Origin of the sequence: Paenibacillus rhizovicinus (genome assembly GCF_010365285.1) — a bacterium.
GTDB lineage: Bacteria > Bacillota > Bacilli > Paenibacillales > Paenibacillaceae > Paenibacillus_Z > Paenibacillus_Z rhizovicinus.
In genome coordinates, this window is record NZ_CP048286.1 from 643,093 (window position 1) to 661,468 (window position 18,376).

An 18,376-nucleotide genomic window follows, 5' to 3' on the forward strand; every position below is an offset into this window, starting at 1 on the left:
TCGTTGAACACGTTATAACGTCTGCACGAACGTATCGATCCGCTCGAGCGCCTCTTCCAGCTGCGACTGCGCGGCAGCGTAGCAGCAGCGAATGAAGCCTTCGCCGCCAACGCCGAACACATGTCCCGGCACGGCGACGACGCCGACTTCGTCCAGCAGCCTGGTCGCGAATTCATCCGAGCTCAGTCCTGTCCGCGCGATCGACGGGAAAGCATAGAACGATCCGAGCGGTTCATGGCAAGGGAGACCGATCTTGCGAAGTCCGGCAACGAAGAACTGTCTTCGCTTGTCGTACGATTCCACCATCCGGTCCTTCTCCTCCAGCCCGTTCACGAGCGATTCCAGAGCGGCGATTTGACCGATAATCGGCGCGCACATCGCGGTATATTGATGAATCTTGAGCATCGCCGACACCAGCTCGCTCGGGCCGCATGTATAACCGACCCGCCAGCCCGTCATGGCAAAAGCTTTCGAGAAGCCGCTGACGAGCAGCGTCCGTTCCTTCATGCCGGGCAGCGCCGCGAGGCTCTCGTGCACGCGGCCATAGGTCAGCTCGGCGTAGATTTCATCCGTGATAATAACTAAATTATGCTCCTCGGCCAGTTTGGCAATCGGCAGCCAATCTTCCCGCGTCATGATCCCGCCGGTCGGGTTGCTCGGATAACTGACCATTAAGATCTTCGATCTTGGCGTCAGCTTCTCCCGCAGCGCGTCCGCGGTCAGCTTGAACCCGTTCTCGGCCTTCGTTTCGATCGGAACATTCACGCCGCCGAATAAGGCCGCAATCGGCGAATACGCGATGAAGCAAGGTTCCGGTATCAGAATTTCGTCCCCCGGCGTAATCAAGGCCCGCAGCGCAAGATCGATCGCTTCGCTGCTGCCGTTCGTGACGAGCACTTCGTCCGCAGGGTCGTAAGCCATCCCGAACGAACCAGCCAGATAGTCCGCGATCGCTTCGCGAAGCTCCGGCAAGCCGGCATTCGGCGTATACGACGTCCGCCCTTTCTCCAGCGCCGCGATGCAGGCATCCCGAACGGGCTTCGGCGTTACGAAGTCCGGCTCGCCCACGCCGAGCGAGATGATGTCCTTCCGGCCCGCCGCGTAATCAAAATACCTCCGTATGCCCGATGGCTGCATATCGCGAACCGCCGGCGACAAAAACTCCGTTAACGATGTTGTTCCGATCATCCGTTTCTCCTCCTTCTTACGTTCACCGCGAATATGAATAACCTTGGATTCTGCTATGAGTCCGGCTTGGAAAACGCAAAAAAACCCGTCCCTGAAAGGGACGGGTTTATACCCGTGTTACCACCCTAGTTCCGCGATCCGTTAAAGAAAGCGGCACTCATTCACGTATCCAACAATACGCGTCCCGTTAACGCTGGACCTGCGGCACCGCTTACTCTCATTTCAGCTGGCTTCTCGGAGATGGCTTCGGTCAGCGCCTGAATGTTGGTTTGCACCTGCCCCAACTCTCTGTGAATCAGACGGACGACGTACTCTTTCTCGTCAACGAATTTCATGGTTCATGTGAAGTTTGTAGTCATTATAGCCATACTTTGGGGAATGCGTCAATAGGCGCCTGTAAATGTTGATTGACGGAACCTGGCCTGTCAATTAAAGTTTGGGATAGGAAAGCGTTTCCATGCCGGATGCTTGATGCCGGAATCATGACTCGCCCATCTTATCATCGAACTGAAACGAGGCTGATTCTATGGAACAACCGACCGCAAGCGTGAAGAACCAATGGAATGAATGGTCCGAAACCTGGTACCGCGTCAAACGCACCGAAGAAGTGATCGCCAAGCTCATCGCCAAGCCTGAATCCGCTTTCCCGCCGGCAACGTTCGAAATGATTAAGCAAGCGCTGCCCGATCTGCGGGGCAAACGCATTTGCGTCCCTTCGAGCGGCGACAATCACGCCGTATTCGCCTTCCATCTCCTCGGTGCCCAAGTCACCTCTTGCGATATCTCGGAGAATCAGATCGCTAACAGCGCCCAGATCGCCGAGCAGCATGGCTGGGATATCGAATTCGTCCGCGAGGACACCATGCAGCTGAGCAGCATTGCCGACGGGGAATACGATCTCGTCTTCACTTCGAACGGCGTCCATGTCTGGATCAGCGACCTGCACGGCATGTACCGCAATATCCATCGTATCCTGAAAGACGGCGGTTCGTACGTCATGTTCGACATCCATCCGTTCATGAGGCCCTTCGGCGGCAATGAAGGCGGCGTGCTGGAAGTCGTCAAACCTTATCATCTTACGGGACCGTTCGAAGACGTGCCAAGATACCTGTGGCGGATTCAAGACATGGCGAACGCCATGCTCGCATCCGGCCTGCGAATCGGGCAACTGGAAGAACTGTATGCGGACAGCTCGTTCTGGATCGATGACGAAGACACTGCGCCGCGCTCCCAGCAGGAACTCGACGATCTGGGCAATTGGCAGTTGAATCCGAAAGCGGCATTGCCGCAGTGGTTATCCATTCTAGCGACGAAATAGCAGCTTCGATATAACTGCGCGTTAAACCGCGAGCTCGTCCAGCAGACCGCGCAGCTCGCTTAGACGCTCGATGGTTCTATACGGCGTCACATCGTTCGGAGGCGCCTGCCGCTTCGGATTGACCCAAATTCCCTTCATCGACAAGGATTGCGGCGCGACGATTTCCCACTCGAAATTGTCGCCCACCATCCAAGTCTCTCCGGCTTCGACATTCAGCTGCTGCAGCGCGTGCAAGTAGACCGCCTGCTCGGGCTTGCCCACCCCGAATTCGCCCTCGACAAGGATAATATCGAACAATGGCGCCAGCTCGAAACGGTCAATCTTCCTCCTCTGCGCGCGAGCGCTGCCATTCGTAATCATGGCTAGCTTGATGCCCAGCTGCCTGATGTAGCGAATCGTCTCGGCTGCTCCCGGATAGATGACGATGGCGCGGTCGCGTTCCTGTCCGTAATCGATCGCCACCTGCTCGGCAAGCGAAATGAGCGCATCATCGTGTCCCGCCTCCGCCAACGCGGCCGAAATGATTTCCGCGCGCGCCTTATCGAGATCTTGGCGTCCGGCGCGATGGCGTTCAGGGTCGCTCCAGTACCAGTTGGCCTTCTGCTTGAATTGTCCGATAAGCCCTGCTAATTGTTCATCCTCGAATTGAAAATGATTACGGCAAGCCTTCTTCCAGCATCCATCCACGTCGAGCCCATGGTCATAGGCGATTATCGTGTCGTCCAAATCTAACAAAATGGCTTTCGGGTACATGTCCTCACGCTCCTTGCAAGAGTTAAACGCAATAACCACTATGAATATACCAGTGAACGATCAAACCTGTAAATCGGTGCCTATTCGCGCCAATGACAAAAAGCGCGGCTCCTTCCTGGGAAGTGAGCCGCGCTTCATGATTATTTATTATTGGACAACCGAGTTGAACGACATGATCCAGACGGATCCGGCGACGATCACGACGACGATGAACAACCCTACGATGAGCGCCATTACGTTGTATTTCGGTCCGTCTCCTTCGCGGATGTGCATGAAGAAGAAGAGCTGTACGACCAGCTGAATGACGGCCATCGTAATGATGGTGATAATAACTCCGGTCTTGTTCATGCTCGTTTGGAAGACGACAAGAAGCGGAATGACGGTGAGGACGATGGAAATGATGAAACCGATGACGTATGCTTTCAACGATCCGTGATCGTCGTGTTCGTCATGATGGCTTTGGCCATGTCCGTCCGCGTTAACGGAATGCTGGCTCATATTACATCACCCCCATCAAGTATACGATCGTGAAGAGGAAGATCCACACCACGTCGAGAAAATGCCAATACAAGCTGATAACCGTAATTTTCCGGCGCGTCACCGGCGTAATGCCCCGCATTTTCAACTGAATCATAAGGCCGATCATCCAGATCAAGCCGACCGATACGTGAAGTCCGTGCGTGCCGACGAGCGTAAAGAATGCGGTCAAGAACGCGCTTGTCGAAATTTTGGCGCCTTCGTGGACCATGTTTAAGAACTCGTTGATCTCAAGGCCGACGAACGATGCGCCGAGCACGGCGGTGACGATCAGCCAGCCGATCAGCTGGTTGACCTTCCCTTTGTTCATGGCCAGTACGGCCAGACCGCTTGTAAAACTGCTCGTGAGCAGGATAAAGGTTTCCGCGACGAAACCTGGAATTTCGAACAATTCTTTCCCCGTCGGACCGCCGGCGGTATGCCCCTTGAGCACGACGTAGGTGGCAAACAACGTACCGAACAGCAAGCAGTCGGTGACGAGGAAGATCCAGAAGCCGAGCACTTTCATCGATTCTTGATCGTGATGGCCGTGATCATGCGAGCCGGCCGCGTGCTGCGGATGGCCGTTGTCTATGGCATGCTGCATATTAAACCGCCCTCCCTGCTGCTTTTTCGGTCTCGATGACTTCTTCTAGCGGTACGTAATAATCCGTATCATACGTGAACGAACGGACGAGGAGCGAGATGCCTACGCCGGCCAATCCCGTGAACGCCATCCAATTCCAGCCGAATACGAAGCCGAACCCGACTACGAACCAGCAAGCGGCGAAGACGAACGGCACGCCGGAGTTCTTCGGCATATGAATCGATTCCAGCTTCGATACCGGAACCGGCTCTGCAGGTGCGAAATCGCGGCGCTCCTTCTCTTCCCAGAACGGATCGCGTTCATCGACGACCGGCACGACCGCGAAGTTGTACATCGGCGGAGGCGATGGAATCGACCATTCCAGCGTACGCGCGTTCCACGGATCGCCCGTCGTGTCGCGTTCGCCGTATTTAACGCTGTACAGGATCTGCCACACTTGGAACACGAAGCCGATCCCCATCAGGAATGCGCCGATCGTCGAAACCAAGTTAAGCGGGCCCCAGCCCATATCCCAGCCGTACGTATACACGCGGCGCGTCATGCCCATGAAGCCGAGCGCATACTGCGGCATGAAGCACACGTAGAAACCGATGTTCCACAGCCAGAATGCGTATTTGCCCAAACGCTCGTTCAGCTTGAAGCCGAACAGCTTCGGCCACCAGTAGTAAATGCCGGCGAGGTAGCCGAACACGACGCCCCCGATCAGCACCTGATGGAAGTGAGCGATCAGGAAGTAGCTGTTATGGTACTGATAATCCGCCGGCGCCACCGCGAGCATAACGCCCGTTGCGCCCCCGACGACGAAACAAGGAATGAACGCGAGCGTCCACATCATCGGCTGCTCCAGGCGTATTCGCCCGCGGAACATCGTGAAGAGCCAGTTGAACACTTTTGCCCCCGTCGGGATCCCGATCGCCATGGTCGCGATCGCGAAGGCGACGTTAACGTCCGCGCCTGAGCCCATCGTGAAGAAGTGATGCACCCAAGTGAAGAAGGATAGAATGCTGATACTCATAAGTGCGAATACCATCGATTTATACCCGAATATCCGTTTGCGCGAGAACGTGGCGACGATCTCCGAGAAGATGCCGAACGCCGGCAAGACGACGATATACACCTCGGGGTGACCCCACATCCATATTAAGTTGATGTACATCATCGGGAACCCGCCGCCGTCCATCGTGAAGAGATGGCCGCCCAGATAACGGTCGATGAAGAGCAAAGCCAGCGTCACCGTCAAGATCGGGAAAGCGAAAATAATAATGATGCTGCTGGAGAATACCGACCACGTGAACATCGGCATTTTCATGAATTTCATGCCCGGCGCGCGCATCTTGAGGATCGTGACGATAAAGTTGATCCCCGTCGCGAGCGACCCGATACCGGATATCTGAATCCCCCATATATAGAAGTTCTCTCCGACCCCCGAGCTGCCTGAGAGCTCCGATAGAGGCGGATAGCTGAGCCAGCCCGCATCCGGCGAACCGCCGATGACGAAGCTGATGTTGAACAGCATGGCGCCGAACAAGAACAGCCAGAAGCTGACGGAGTTCAAGAACGGATACGCGACGTCGCGCGCGCCGATCTGCAGCGGCACGACCATGTTGAACAGTCCGAACATCATCGGCATCGCCATGAAGAGAATCATAATCGTGCCGTGCGTGGTAAATACTTCGTTATAGTGATCCGCCTGCAGGAAATGCACATTCGGGAGCGCGAGCTGCGTCCGCATGAGCAAGGCATCCACCCCGCCCCGGAACAGCATGAGCAAGGAAGCGATTAAATACATGATCCCGATTTTTTTGTGATCGACGGTCGTCAGCCATTCCCGCCACAGCCAGCCCCACTTCTTGAAATAGAAGAGGACGAACAAGATGGCGATGGAGGTTAATGCGATGGAGACGTCCGCTCCGTATATCAGCGGATCGCCCGTCACAAAAAATGAGGAGGCGAAAGATTTTATACTGGCATACATAGGTTGTGCTCCTCCCTCATCTTATTGATGATTGTGATTCATTTCACTTGAATTGTCGTTTGTCATATCCATATTGCTCATATCCATGTCGCTCATGTCGTCCATGTTATGCGTGTTGTCTTTGGCATCGGACTTCTGTTCGTCCGTGTCGACCTTGTCATCCTTGTTCTCGTCCATATCCATGTCCATATGATGGCCGCCGTTCTTCTTCACGATGGAATCGAACAGTTCAGGCGGATAAGAGGAGAACGATTGTTCATCCGATTTGCCCGGTATCGCAAGCTCGTTGTACCCGGCTTCGGTAAGCTCGTTCGAGGAGCTCTTGACGGAATCGACCCATTTATTGAAATCGGCCTGCGATTCGGAGACGACGTTAAAGCGCATATGCGCAAATTCTTTACCGCTGAAGTTGGCGCCCGTTCCATAATATTCGCCTGTCTTGTCGGCCTGCAGCCACAGCGACATGGCCATGCCCGGCATCGTATATTCCTGGCCGCCCAGCTGCGGAATCCAGAAGGAGTTCATCGGAGCGTCGCTCGTCAGTTCGAAATGCACCTGCACGCCGGCCGGAATGTGAACGTAATTGACGGTGGCGATATTCTGATCCGGATATTGGAACAGCCATTTCCAGTCGAGCGAAGTAACTTGAATTTCAATCGGCTTGACGTCCGTGACGGCGGTCTTCGGCGTTCTCGCCAATGCGTACGTGTCTCTGGCCGTGTAGCCGCCCAAGATCGCGATGATGACGATCGGAATCCCCCACCACAGAATCTCGAGTACTTTGCTGTCATCCCAATGCGGCTTATACGGCGCCGTGTTGCCGGGTTTGTCGCGGTACCGCAAAACGATGAACACCGTTATCGCGAGTACGGGAATGACGACGATGGCGCACAAAATCGCCGACAAAATAATAAGCCGGTACTGCGTCTGCGCGACGGGTCCTTGCGGATCGAAGACGACGAATTTGCCGTCGCATCCCGACAAGAGGACGGTCGTCAGCAGTCCGGTAATCAGCAGCATCAAGCCGCGGAGTTTGGAACGTTTCTTCATTTGCTACTCATCTCCTAACACATCCAAGCGTGCTTATATGGCCCTTTGACGCTAGCATATCAGATGGCGAAGCAATTGGAACCGCAGTTAACAAATCCGTCATTGTTCTGTTTCTTTTCAGACACTTTTCGTTCAACAGTCGTTCACGAATGGCGTAGTTAAGGGCTTTCACTGTCATTACCGGGATCTACAGTCAGCCGCTCCCAATCCGCGCGGACGGGCAAACCCAACAAAAAAGAGAGGCAGCGAATGATCGCTGCCTCTCTTGCGTGTAAGCGCGCTTAAATCAGCGCGTTGTCATTAATGTTGAATATGTTCCAATGGTTGATGTGCAGTCATGTCAGTAGATTTGACTAATTTCGGCTGAAGGGCGTGGAACAACGATCCGAGCAGCAGCACTTGAATGCCGCCGATGATGAAACCGAATCCGATCATGAGGCCCAAATTCGTATCCGCGAATTTATAAGAAAAGCATACGCTCATTATGAAACCGATAATCATAAGCGCCAAACCGATCTTCGGCATAAGCGACGTCCAAGTCTTAATCTTCTCTGCCTGCGATGGGATCTGCATTTCAGTGCCTGCTCGTTGTTTGTTATCGTTCATCGAATAACACTCCCGTTGCTAATTTGTAAATTAAGTATATCACAAATTCGTCACGAGTCGTTCACTTTTTGTTCAAATATGAAGAATTAATTTTTTTTGCTTATGCTTCCTTCTCTTTTACACTTGAAAAAGCATCTTTAAACTCCAACAGGCCGGCCCGTTTCAATTCCTCCATATGGATCTCCGACAGCTCTTCCAATATATCCTTCGAAGTATCGGTCAAGCGGATGAAGATGCTGCGGCGGTCGTTCGGATTCGGGAACCGCTGCACCAGATTCAGCTCCTCGCAGCGCTGAATGAGCTCGATACAGGCATTCGGCGTAATTTGCAGCCGCTCCGCCAACTCCTTCGGCGTCGCATGCTCCCGCCCCGGGAAACCCATGATCGACAGCATCAGCTGGTGATATTGCGGCGTCAGTCCTTTGCTGCGCGCGGCCTCTTCGCTGAAGCGGATAAACTTGCGAATTTGGTAGCGGAAGTAAGCTAACTGTTCGTAAATTGGTTTAGGCAGTCGTTCCTTGCTCATCTTGTCGGCCCCTTCCTTTAATGAAAGCGTTCTAAAGCACTTAATGTTATATTTATTAACATAAACCATCCAATGTTTATTGACAAGGATATCTGTGTTATATAAACTAACATTAAAACTGCGAGTTGTTCGTAACACGACATACTTTCGTGTCCTTACGAACAGTTTACGCCGGCAAGGTGACCCCACATGACAACGAAACAAGTCAAAAGCGTATGTCCATACTGCGGCGTCGGCTGCGGCATCGTCATGCAGGTGTTGGACAACCGCGTCGTTAAAGTCACCGGGGATAAATCGCATCCAACGAACTTCGGCCGGTTGTGCACGAAAGGAAGCACCTGCGGGACCGCGATCGCCGCGGATGGCCGGCTGACGCACGCTCACAAGCGCACCGGCCGCGAAGAACCTCCCGTCCGCATCGGCATTCGCGAAGCCTTACGCGAAACAGGCAGCAAGCTTCGCGCCATTCTCGACGAACGCGGTCCGGACGCTCTATCGTTCTACGTCTCCGGACAAATGTCGCTCGAAGCGCAATACCTCATCAATAAGCTGGCCAAAGGCTATGTGAGGACGAATAACATCGAGTCCAATTCGCGGCTATGCATGGCAAGCGCAGGCAGCGGCTACAAGCTGTCGCTCGGTGCGGACGGTCCGCCCGGCTCTTATCAAGACATGGACCGGACGGATTTATTTTTCGTCATCGGCGCCAACATGGCGGATTGCCACCCTATTCTCTACCTGCGCATGATGGACCGCGTCAAAGCCGGCGCCAAGCTTATCGTCGTCGACCCCAGGCGAAGCGCAACGGCGGATAAAGCCTCGCTCTTCATGCAAATCACGCCGGGCACCGATCTGGCGCTGCTGAACGGCTTGCTGCACTTGCTCGTCAAGAACAATGCGATCGATTCGCCTTTCATCGCGGAATTCACATCAGGGTGGGAGGATATGCCCGCCTTCTTGGAAGCTTATGATCCTGCGAGCGTGGCGCGCGCGACCGGCATTCCCGAAGCCGACATCCGCCTCGCCGCGGAATGGATCGGCCAGGCTCCGAATTGGATCAGCTGCTGGACGATGGGCTTGAACCAGAGCACGCACGGGACGTGGCACACGAACGCCATCTGCAATCTTCATCTGGCAACCGGCGCCATCTGCCGCCCCGGCAGCGGGCCGTTCTCCCTCACCGGACAGCCGAATGCGATGGGCGGCCGCGAAATGGGCTATATGGGCCCGGGCCTGCCCGGGCAGCGTTCCGTGCTCGTCGAAGAAGACCGGCACTTCATCGAGGACATGTGGAACGTTCCGCGCGGGACGATCCGGACCGAGGTCGGGACAGGAACCGTGTCCATGTTCCAAAGCATGGCGGCGGGCGATATCGAAGCATGCTGGATCATCTGCACCAACCCCGTCGCCACCGTCCCCAACCGCCGAACGGTCATTGGCGGCTTGCAAGCCGCCAAGCTCGTCATCACGCAGGACGCCTTCTTCGGGACCGAGACGAACGCCTATGCGGACTATATGCTTCCGGGCGCCCTTTGGTCGGAGGGCGAAGGGGTCATGATCAATTCCGAGCGCAACTTGACGTTGATGCGCAAAGCGGTCGATCCGCCGGGCGAGGCGATGCCGGATTGGCAGATCATCGCGCAGGTCGCCTGCGAGATGGGGTTCGCCGAAGCGTTCGCCTACGGTTCGGCCGACGAGGTCTATCGAGAACTGCAGCAGGCTTGGAACCCGAAGACGGGTTACGATATCCGAGGCGCCGCTTACGAACGGCTGCACGAAACGCCCCTGCAATGGCCGGCAGCTTCCGCGGACGGCGATGACCGCAATCCGATTCGTTACCTGAACGGCGGCGGCAGCCAGAAACTGAAAGTCAACGACGACGGAACCATCCCGCGCATCGCGTTCCCGACCGAGAGCGGCAAAGCCGTATTCTGGGCGCGCCCCTTCCTCCCGCCTGCCGAAATGCCGGACCAGTCGCATCCGTTCATCTTGAATACGGGCCGCGTCCAGCATCAATGGCATACCTTGACGAAGACGGGCAAAATCCCGACCTTGAACAAATTGAACCCCGGGCCGTTCATTGAAATCCATCCCGAGGATGCGGCCCAACTGGGCATTCGCGATCAAGACCCGGTCGAGATCGCTTCAAGACGAGGAACGGCTATCCTGCCCGCCGTCGTGACAGATCGGGTCCTGCCGGGCAATTGCTTCGCGCCGTTTCATTGGAATGATCTCTTCGGCGACAAGCTTGCGATCAACGAATTGACGAACGACGCGGTCGATCCGATATCCTTTCAACCCGAATTGAAATTCTGCGCCGTTTCGCTCGCGCTCGCTCCCGCCGACAGCCGGAAGCCGGAAGAAACAGCCGGCAGCACTCATCAAACAATCGATGCCGGAGCGCAATCGGAAGGCGATTCATTATACAAGGAGGAGATATTCATGGCTAAAGTCGATACGCTGGCTACCATGCTCGGCATCGAATCATCGTCGCCCATGTCGCTCGACAATCACGAGAAAATGTATCTGTCCGGCTTCATCGCCAGTCTGCGCACCGACGATTCCAAGGCTGCCGCCGGAATCCCCGTCCTCCCCCCGACAGCGCCGCTCGAGCAGTCCAAACGTTTCTGGCTGGACGGCATTCTAGCCGGCATGTTCTCCCGCACGTACCTTCCGAATCCAAGCACGCAGCCGAAACAAGCCGGAGCAAGCGCCGCGGAAACGGCTGCGGTAGCTCCAGCTGTGATCGAAGCCATGCCAAACGCGGCTTCGGCCGCGACCGCTTCCGCCGGGCCGGTCATGCCAACAGACACGCCAGCCATTACACCAGCCATTACACCGGTCAATACACTAGCCATTACACCGTTAATTACACCAGCGGTTGCATCCGCAATCACGCCGGCCCAAGAAGCGAATCGCACGGCAGCCGCCAAAACCGGCCTTACCATTCTATGGGCTTCGCAGACAGGCACGTCCGAGAGCGCGGCCATCGACTGCGCCAAGCAGCTCCAAGCGGCAGGCAACGACGTGCAGCTCGCGAACATGGACGCTTATCCTTTCGCCGAGCTTCCTTCCGAGCGCCTGCTCATCTTCATCGCAAGCACCTTCGGCGCCGGAGACCCGCCGGATAACGGCGCTTCGTTCTGGCAGCTTCTGCAGAGCGCTGCCGCTCCGAAGCTCGAAGAGCTTCATTACGCCGTCCTCGCCTTCGGGGACTCCAGTTACGATCAGTTTTGCGGCTTCGGGCGCAATCTGGACGAACGGCTGCAGCAGCTCGGAGCGAAGCGGCTGATCGCGCGCACCGACTGCGACTCCGATCACGAAGAACAGCTGAAGCAATGGCAGCCGGCCATGGAACGCGCAGTCCAAGCGTTCCGCGAAGCGCAGCTTGCTAGAGCCGAAGAAGCGGCGGCAGCCGACATCCGATCTTATGACCGCAATCATCCGCTCATGGCTAAACTCGCAGCCTCGAAACCGCTCAATCAGCCCGGCTCGGAGAAGGACACCCGCCATTATATCTTCGATTTGCGGCATACCGGACTCCGCTACGAATCCGGCGACGCGCTTGGCGTATGGCCGACGAACGATCCGGATACCGTGCGCGAAATCATTGCCGCCATACAAGAACGGCCTGACGCGCCCGTATTCGTCAAAGGCAAAGAGATGACGTTGGATGCTGCGCTGGCCAAGCATTTCGACATTACGCGGATCACGCCGGGACTGCTGCAGTTCGTCCAAGCGCGTTCGGGCAGCGAATGGTTGGCCCGTTTGCTCCAGGATGACCGCAAACAAGAGCTGAAGCAGTGGGTTCGGGAGCGCCAGCTGTCTGATCTGCTGCGGGAAATTCCGATCGCCGTCGATGCCAGCGGCTTCATCGGCGCGTTGAAGCCGCTGCAGCCGAGGCTCTACTCCATCTCCTCGAGCGCCAAACACAATCCCGACGAGGTGCACATCACAGTATCGACCGTCAGGTACGAGCAGAACGGCAAGCCGCGCAAAGGCGTCTGCTCCGTCTATCTCGCCGAGCGGGCGGGCGACGCCGGCGAGGTGCCGATTTTCGTCCAAAAGACGCCTCACTTCCGTCCGCCGGCAGACCCGAGCGTCCCCATGATCATGGTCGGCGCAGGAACGGGTATCGGACCGTTCCGCGGATTCCTGCAGGAACGTCGCGCCGAAGCGGCATCGGGACGGAACTGGCTCATCTTCGGCGAGCAGCGCGAAGCGTACGATTACTACTTCAAGGATGAGTTGGACGACATGAGCGCAAGCGGCCTTCTGCACCGGCTGACGACCGCGTTCTCGCGAGATCAGGAGGAGAAGATTTACGTGCAGCATCGCATGCTGGAGCATGGCGCGGAGCTCTGGTCCTGGATCAAGGACGGCGCCCATTTCTACGTATGCGGCGACGCGAGTTCGATGGCGAAAGAAGTTGAAGCCGCGTTGAGAACGATCATCCAGCAGCACGGCGGCATGAACGCGGCGGAAGCAGACGCATTCGTCAAGGAATTGTCCCGCTCGAAGCGTTATGCGAAGGATGTGTACTGATTCGTCCCGAAACGCAAAGAAGCAGTCCTTCCGGGTTGCCCTGGAGGGACTGCTTCTTCTTGTCTGCTGCGTTTATCAAGATTTCCGTTCCCGCAGCAGCTTCGCAATTTCTTCTTCAATGGCATCCGTTCCGTCGCCGCCTTGCCGCAGCTCCGACAGCGCCTCGGCCGTCAACGTTTCATGCGACAGCCGCTTAAGCCGCTCCTCCTGCTGCTTCGACGCGACCGCTTTGCCCGCTTCCCATTCGGCCGATGCAGCCAGCGTTCTCATGAGCAGCTTATCGTGTTTCGCGCTCGCTTCGTCAACGGATTGCTTGAAGAGGGCGTAGCGCGTTTTTGTCTGAAAGATACTCTCTTCCATACTCGACGCGGAACGCTGAACGGCCGCCAGCTGCTGCTTGCAGTGATGTTCGCGTTCCAGCGCGGATCTCGCCCCGTCCGCGTCACTCCGCGCCGCCGACGCCTCGGCCTGACCGCGGCAAGCAGCCGCCTGCCGTTCCAGTCCGCGCATGCGTTCCTTCACGCTCAGCAGCTCGGATTCCAGCTTGCTGATGGCGACGGCGAATTCGCGCAGCTTCTCGCCGGCAGCTTCCAGATAAGCTTCGAACGTCGGCTCGCCGCGGCTGCCGGCCGGCTCGTCGGCTCGGAACCAGCCTTTCACTCGGCCTAGTAAACCCATATTATCGCTCCCGCCGCTTTAGTCTTCGCAATATTTACGCGAATCCGCCGCTTGGAACGACGCTTGCGTGATGAATTTTCCCGGCTCGCCGTCGTCGCCGTATTCGTAGACGAACACATGGCCGCGCGGGATCTCTCTGCCCAGCACGTGGACGTACGGGGAGTTGACCCGGTAAACGGAAGGGAACGGACAGCAGTACCAATAGGAATCTTCCTTGATCATGCCCTTCGCCAGCAGCTCTTCCACCGTCGTTTCGTATTCGCGCTCGACCGGCGTCTCCACGAACAGTTCCCAGTGCTCGTTCAGATCCTCGATCGCCTGGGCGCGTTCGCCGGAACGGTTGATGTCGCGAATCGCCAGCTCCGAGGTCACTTTCCAAATATCGCGGGAATCCAGCTTGCAGGTCTTATTGGCAGGCCTGTTGCGATTCGCGTTCAAGTTACCCGGCCCCCGCTTCAACAGTTCAGGATCCTTCAATCCTTGCGCGATCAGAATGAAATTGGACAATGCGATCCAATATTGCTCTTCCGCTTCTTCATGCGACTCGGCGGAGACGCGGCGCCCGTTGGAAATCGTGCCGACGATGGAATCGCCCGCCTGTCTGCGCGTCCTCGCTTCTTCGTACAACAGTATGGCTTCCTTGTAGCGCTCACCCTCGGCGCGGGCCAGATCGATGTCGAGCTTCAACAGCTCTTCCATGTCGCCCGCGGCGCGGCGCAGACCGGCCAGATGCTGCTCCGGACAAGGCTGCGGTCCTTCAAGCTGCTTGCCGAGCGTTACGGGAAGAGCCATCCGCGCGGAGTTCGCGAACGCGCTTTCCTGCCTTGCGGCAACCATAATATCCGGCAGCGCGCCGTACCATACATCCGCTTGATCATGCGTAATAATCGGCACCGGTTTCGGTTGATTGCCGTCCAGCGCGTCTCCGATCAAGGCATCCGCCATCGTCTGCAGGCTTCTTGCCGCTTGAACGAAAGCGAGCGAGCGCGGCGATTGGCTCCCGGCCAGCTCCACGTGCAGCGAATACACTTGCTCGCCCAATCGCTTGTAAGCTTCCAAATGCTCGATCGGGCATATTTTCTGACCCGTAATGCCTTCTCTGATCCAATCCATTAATCCCATATTTACGACCTCCATTAACGATAGTAATGAATTGTACGCGGTATCGTCGATCTTGTTTCATAATTGTTGAAATTCTTATTCATCTTACCACAGAAACAGATGCGCATTTACGAAAAAACGGCTTCATGCCCGAATGCAAAAAAGACCGGGCAAGAGAGGATGGAATCCTTCTTGCCCGGTCTATGAGCGCGATGTCAGTCGCGGTTGGATGTATGAATGGTTCGATTAAAACGATTTCGCCAGCTCTTTCGCTTTCACGATCGCGTTGGCTTTGATTTCCGGCGCCGCTGCAGGGTTAGCTGCTACGCCTTCGACGAACAACGGTTCGAAGGACGGGATGCCGAAGAACATGGAGATTTTTTTCAGATAGCTAAAGCCGCTTTCGAACGCCGCAGCCGGACCTTCGGAATACACGCCGCCGCTCGCTTGGATGTGCAGTCCTTTTTTGTCCGTAAGCAAGCCTACAGGACCTTCGGAAGTGTATTTGAACGTTTTGCCCGCTACCGCGACGGAATCGACGTATGCTTTCAGAACCGGAGGGAACGAGAAGTTCCACATCGGCGATACGAACACGTACTTGTCCGCAGCGACGAATTGATCGACGAGCTGGCCAAGACGCGCGACTTTCGCTTTCTCGGCATCCGACAGTTGGTCGAAACCGGCGCCGGATTGTAGTTTGCCCCAGCCTGCGAATACGTCAGCATCGATATGCGGGATGTTCTCGTTGTATAGGTCCAGATGAACGATTTCATCCGTTGGGTTGGCTTCGCGATAAGCATCAATGAATTCTTTTCCTACCGCCATGCTGAAAGAAACTTGATGGTCGTGAGGATGTGCAGTAATGTACAGTACAGTTGCCATGTTGTGATTAACTTCCTTTCCGTTTATCTTCATTTTAAGACTTTTTCATTATCCGTCTTTTTCGCGCCGTTGTGAAGAAGGCACATTAATGTGCTCAGGTACCTCGAAGGATACCACCTGTCATTTCCAAAGTTTCCATACACGATTACAGGAAACAAAAAAACCGCCCCCAGTCCCTGAGAGCAGTCAATTTTACAGCTATAGTCAAGATCATAGTCGTTTCTATTTAACCGGTCAGAAGCCGCTTTGCTTTGCGCAGCAGCATCCATACGAAATGAATCCTCAGAGCCCGGTCATCGCGCTGATTACGTCGCAACGATCGGCGCTTTACAATTCAATAGCGACTTCCACGCCGGTCGGCACCCCGGGATGACTGACAAGAAGCGTACCGGACGAGGCATCGTATTGACATTCTATCTCCATTCCGCCCGCGGTTACCCGCTTCGGCGCCGCCGCGATGCGAATGCGCGTACGAACCGTCATGTCCGAAGGCGATTCGGACACATAGCTGAACCGGTTCGCCTCGCCGGTCTCGCCGCGAACGCGCGATGAACTGATGAGGATCGGCGACGGCGATGCCGCGATTGCCCCGTCTGCCGAAGTTCCGCCGCCTTCGTTCCCCGCAGCCGCGTCAGCTGCCGCTCCCGCGGTGTAGCTCAAGTCATACAACAAGCAGTTATCGCCCGGTTTCAGTTCAACGCTGCTGCGGACCGGCAAGTCAGCCTCGAACAAATCGATGAACGAACCGTGCATGACCGCGCCGGCGTCCGGGCCCGTCTCATCCATCGCCTGCGCGATCACATACGGACCGCGTTGAATCTGCAGGATGCCGTCCTCGTAATAATCCAGCCCTTCCCCGCGAATGTCCAACGCGCGGCGGACGCTGTCCGTTACGAGCTCCGCGCCTTCGCCGGACTGCGACAGCACGACCGGATTGACGCGCAGGTAGATAACCGCGCCGCTGCCTACCTCGTGTTCGCCTTCCGCAGGCTCGCGGCCAAGTCCCAGCGATTCGAACAAATGCTCCTCGGCCCGATTATACTTCCGGCTGCCGTTGCCGCGGTTCCACCATTCCCGCACGTCATGGAACGGATCGGAGCCGTCTCCCGCATAGATAAGCACGCCGCCTTCTCTCACCCACTGCCCCAGCGCTTGATGAATGCCGGGATGCTCCGGCTTCATAAACTCGTAGCTGAGCAGCAGGACCCGATAATCGTCGACGTAGCCCGGGAACGTCAGAATATTGTCCAGCTGCACGGGACGAAGCGGAATGCCTTTCTTCACGAGCGGCAGCGCCAGTCCGTAGAACGCGGACCAATCGAGCAGGTCGCGCTGCTCCGCAGTCAGGTTATCGGCCGAATCGGTGCCGTCGTACTTGAATGCCTCGCGTTCATCGTCCTCGCCGATGACATCGCCCCGCTGATACATGGCCGAATTGGCCAGGCAAAGGCCGATGCCCCGCGTGTATGAAGCGCTGCCCGCTTCTTCCTCATGGTTGTGCATGTCCCGCAGCACGCTCATGACCGTCAGCAGAACGGTTGCGTATTCGCCGGGAATCGTCTCTTTGCCCGTGCCGTCTTCGGTCGGATACTTGAGCGAGAACACGCGCCAAGGCCAAGGGCATACCTCGTATTGGCTCACGCCGGGATGAAGCAGCGATGCGACGACGGTTTGCCGGTAATTGAAACGATAGTCGCTCCACGTATAGCGCGGGTTATCCTCGATCGGATCGTGCAGAAACCACATCTCCCGGCCCGTGCCGCGCGTCAGCTCCTGCATGATGCCGTACTCCAGGTACGCCGTTTCGAACGTACGCTCGCGCCGAACGCCTTTGTAGACATTCGCCGTTCGCGCCGTGCCCGTCCAAATCTGGGCGATAAAGCCGTCGCACGCAGGCATCGATACCAGCATCGCCTCGGGACTGACGATCCGCCACTGCGTATAGTTGATGAGACTGTGCGTCGGCACGTAGAAGCGTACGGTCCGATCGTAAGTGACGAGCGCGTATTCCTTCATTTGACTGCAAATCCGGTCCAATGCCCGGTAATACATGGCCGCTTTCAGCTTGGACGCCCGATACTGCGCATCCGGCGAGGAATGCGGCGGAATCCAATCTTCCCCGTAATAGGTGAGCCACTCGCGCTTGAACGCCTCGGAATAGCCCGATTGCGCCCAGAACTCCGGCTCTTCCATATGAATCGCTTCGATGCCGCAATCGATCGCCTTCTTGATATAGGTAGCGAGATATTCCGAGAACGAGATCGTCGGCACCATGTACGGCACGTCTTTGCCATGCAAGATATGATTCCCGGCACGGTCCGTCTGCGCTTCGTCCCAGTGATCGCGGCCATCGAATTTACCGTACAGATAATCCTGGTACTCGCCCCATGAAACGCCCGTCATCAAGTGAATCGTATAACCCGCCTTCTTCCAGCCTTCGATACGTGCCGGCAGATCGTTTCCGATGCCGTACACCATCACGAAATCGGTGCGCAAATCATACTTCGTTCCATACGGGCGCGACTCCTGAAACCCCGTCCATTCGGGATTCGCCTTCATTCTGCGTGCCATGTCTCATCGTCTCCTATCCGTTCCATAGCTGATTGTCGATTAAAAAAGCCTGCCGGCTTG

At 56.3% G+C, this 18,376-nt stretch carries 14 protein-coding genes and 1 other annotated feature; of the genes, 2 read left to right on the plus strand and 12 right to left on the minus strand.

Going from position 1 to position 18,376, the window contains the following annotated elements:
- Nucleotides 1-12: 12 nt before the first annotated feature.
- Nucleotides 13-1,188: an aminotransferase class I/II-fold pyridoxal phosphate-dependent enzyme gene (locus tag GZH47_RS02920; protein WP_162638454.1), complete on the minus strand. Its 1,176-nt coding sequence runs from the start codon at nucleotides 1,186-1,188 to the stop codon at nucleotides 13-15.
- Between the two features lie 93 nt (nucleotides 1,189-1,281).
- Nucleotides 1,282-1,522: a binding site (T-box leader), on the minus strand.
- 192 nt (nucleotides 1,523-1,714) lie between these two features.
- Between GZH47_RS02920 and GZH47_RS02925 the strand changes: the two genes are divergently transcribed.
- Nucleotides 1,715-2,506 carry a class I SAM-dependent methyltransferase gene (locus GZH47_RS02925; protein WP_162638455.1) on the plus strand — a complete coding sequence of 264 codons (792 nt, stop codon included), beginning with the start codon at nucleotides 1,715-1,717 and terminating at the stop codon, nucleotides 2,504-2,506.
- Between the two features lie 21 nt (nucleotides 2,507-2,527).
- Here GZH47_RS02925 and GZH47_RS02930 read toward each other — a convergent pair whose 3' ends face one another.
- The 7 genes from GZH47_RS02930 to GZH47_RS02960 all read right to left on the minus strand — a co-directional run bounded on the left by GZH47_RS02930 (nucleotide 2,528) and on the right by GZH47_RS02960 (nucleotide 8,539).
- Nucleotides 2,528-3,259: an HAD family hydrolase gene (locus GZH47_RS02930; RefSeq protein WP_162638456.1), complete on the minus strand. Its 732-nt coding sequence runs from the start codon at nucleotides 3,257-3,259 to the stop codon at nucleotides 2,528-2,530.
- A 147-nt stretch (nucleotides 3,260-3,406) separates the two neighbouring features.
- Complete coding sequence (gene cyoD, locus GZH47_RS02935) at nucleotides 3,407-3,757, minus strand: cytochrome o ubiquinol oxidase subunit IV (RefSeq protein WP_162638457.1); 351 nt, start codon at nucleotides 3,755-3,757, stop codon at nucleotides 3,407-3,409.
- A gap of 1 nt (nucleotide 3,758) precedes the next feature.
- Nucleotides 3,759-4,382 (minus strand): cytochrome o ubiquinol oxidase subunit III, encoded by a 624-nt coding sequence (gene cyoC / locus GZH47_RS02940; protein WP_162638458.1) that lies wholly within the window; start codon nucleotides 4,380-4,382, stop codon nucleotides 3,759-3,761.
- Between the two features lies 1 nt (nucleotide 4,383).
- On the minus strand, nucleotides 4,384-6,357 hold the full coding sequence (locus GZH47_RS02945; RefSeq protein ID WP_162638459.1) for a cbb3-type cytochrome c oxidase subunit I: 1,974 nt from the start codon (nucleotides 6,355-6,357) through the stop codon (nucleotides 4,384-4,386).
- A gap of 21 nt (nucleotides 6,358-6,378) precedes the next feature.
- Complete coding sequence (locus tag GZH47_RS02950; RefSeq protein ID WP_162638460.1) at nucleotides 6,379-7,407, minus strand: ubiquinol oxidase subunit II; 1,029 nt, start codon at nucleotides 7,405-7,407, stop codon at nucleotides 6,379-6,381.
- A gap of 300 nt (nucleotides 7,408-7,707) precedes the next feature.
- On the minus strand, nucleotides 7,708-8,013 hold the full coding sequence (locus GZH47_RS02955) for a hypothetical protein (protein ID WP_162638461.1): 306 nt from the start codon (nucleotides 8,011-8,013) through the stop codon (nucleotides 7,708-7,710).
- 100 nt (nucleotides 8,014-8,113) lie between these two features.
- Nucleotides 8,114-8,539 carry a MarR family winged helix-turn-helix transcriptional regulator gene (locus tag GZH47_RS02960; RefSeq protein ID WP_162638462.1) on the minus strand — a complete coding sequence of 142 codons (426 nt, stop codon included), beginning with the start codon at nucleotides 8,537-8,539 and terminating at the stop codon, nucleotides 8,114-8,116.
- 189 nt (nucleotides 8,540-8,728) lie between these two features.
- On the opposite strand from GZH47_RS02960, the gene GZH47_RS02965 reads away from it, so the two are divergent.
- Nucleotides 8,729-13,084 carry a sulfite reductase subunit alpha gene (locus GZH47_RS02965; protein ID WP_162638463.1) on the plus strand — a complete coding sequence of 1,452 codons (4,356 nt, stop codon included), beginning with the start codon at nucleotides 8,729-8,731 and terminating at the stop codon, nucleotides 13,082-13,084.
- A gap of 75 nt (nucleotides 13,085-13,159) precedes the next feature.
- Here GZH47_RS02965 and GZH47_RS02970 read toward each other — a convergent pair whose 3' ends face one another.
- From GZH47_RS02970 to GZH47_RS02985, 4 genes are all read right to left on the minus strand, one after another.
- Nucleotides 13,160-13,762, minus strand: coding sequence for a hypothetical protein (locus GZH47_RS02970; RefSeq protein ID WP_162638464.1), 603 nt, complete (start codon nucleotides 13,760-13,762; stop codon nucleotides 13,160-13,162).
- A gap of 18 nt (nucleotides 13,763-13,780) precedes the next feature.
- Complete coding sequence (locus GZH47_RS02975) at nucleotides 13,781-14,884, minus strand: hypothetical protein (RefSeq protein WP_162638465.1); 1,104 nt, start codon at nucleotides 14,882-14,884, stop codon at nucleotides 13,781-13,783.
- Nucleotides 14,885-15,109: 225 nt separating this feature from the next.
- Nucleotides 15,110-15,745: an FMN-dependent NADH-azoreductase gene (locus GZH47_RS02980; protein ID WP_162638466.1), complete on the minus strand. Its 636-nt coding sequence runs from the start codon at nucleotides 15,743-15,745 to the stop codon at nucleotides 15,110-15,112.
- Nucleotides 15,746-16,072: 327 nt separating this feature from the next.
- Complete coding sequence (locus tag GZH47_RS02985) at nucleotides 16,073-18,316, minus strand: hypothetical protein (protein ID WP_162638467.1); 2,244 nt, start codon at nucleotides 18,314-18,316, stop codon at nucleotides 16,073-16,075.
- Between the last annotated feature and the right edge of the window lie 60 nt (nucleotides 18,317-18,376).

Coding starts and splice junctions, on each gene's coding strand:
- GZH47_RS02980 (WP_162638466.1), bottom strand. CDS start 15,745: ATGGCAACTGTACTGTACATTACTGCACATCCTCACGACCATCAAGTT.
- GZH47_RS02950 (WP_162638460.1), bottom strand. CDS start 7,407: ATGAAGAAACGTTCCAAACTCCGCGGCTTGATGCTGCTGATTACCGGA.
- GZH47_RS02970 (WP_162638464.1), bottom strand. CDS start 13,762: ATGGGTTTACTAGGCCGAGTGAAAGGCTGGTTCCGAGCCGACGAGCCG.
- cyoD (WP_162638457.1), bottom strand. CDS start 3,757: ATGAGCCAGCATTCCGTTAACGCGGACGGACATGGCCAAAGCCATCAT.
- cyoC (WP_162638458.1), bottom strand. CDS start 4,382: ATGCAGCATGCCATAGACAACGGCCATCCGCAGCACGCGGCCGGCTCG.
- GZH47_RS02945 (WP_162638459.1), bottom strand. CDS start 6,357: ATGTATGCCAGTATAAAATCTTTCGCCTCCTCATTTTTTGTGACGGGC.
- GZH47_RS02965 (WP_162638463.1), top strand. CDS start 8,729: ATGACAACGAAACAAGTCAAAAGCGTATGTCCATACTGCGGCGTCGGC.
- GZH47_RS02955 (WP_162638461.1), bottom strand. CDS start 8,013: ATGAACGATAACAAACAACGAGCAGGCACTGAAATGCAGATCCCATCG.
- GZH47_RS02920 (WP_162638454.1), bottom strand. CDS start 1,188: ATGATCGGAACAACATCGTTAACGGAGTTTTTGTCGCCGGCGGTTCGC.
- GZH47_RS02975 (WP_162638465.1), bottom strand. CDS start 14,884: ATGGGATTAATGGATTGGATCAGAGAAGGCATTACGGGTCAGAAAATA.
- GZH47_RS02930 (WP_162638456.1), bottom strand. CDS start 3,259: ATGTACCCGAAAGCCATTTTGTTAGATTTGGACGACACGATAATCGCC.
- GZH47_RS02960 (WP_162638462.1), bottom strand. CDS start 8,539: ATGAGCAAGGAACGACTGCCTAAACCAATTTACGAACAGTTAGCTTAC.
- GZH47_RS02985 (WP_162638467.1), bottom strand. CDS start 18,316: ATGGCACGCAGAATGAAGGCGAATCCCGAATGGACGGGGTTTCAGGAG.
- GZH47_RS02925 (WP_162638455.1), top strand. CDS start 1,715: ATGGAACAACCGACCGCAAGCGTGAAGAACCAATGGAATGAATGGTCC.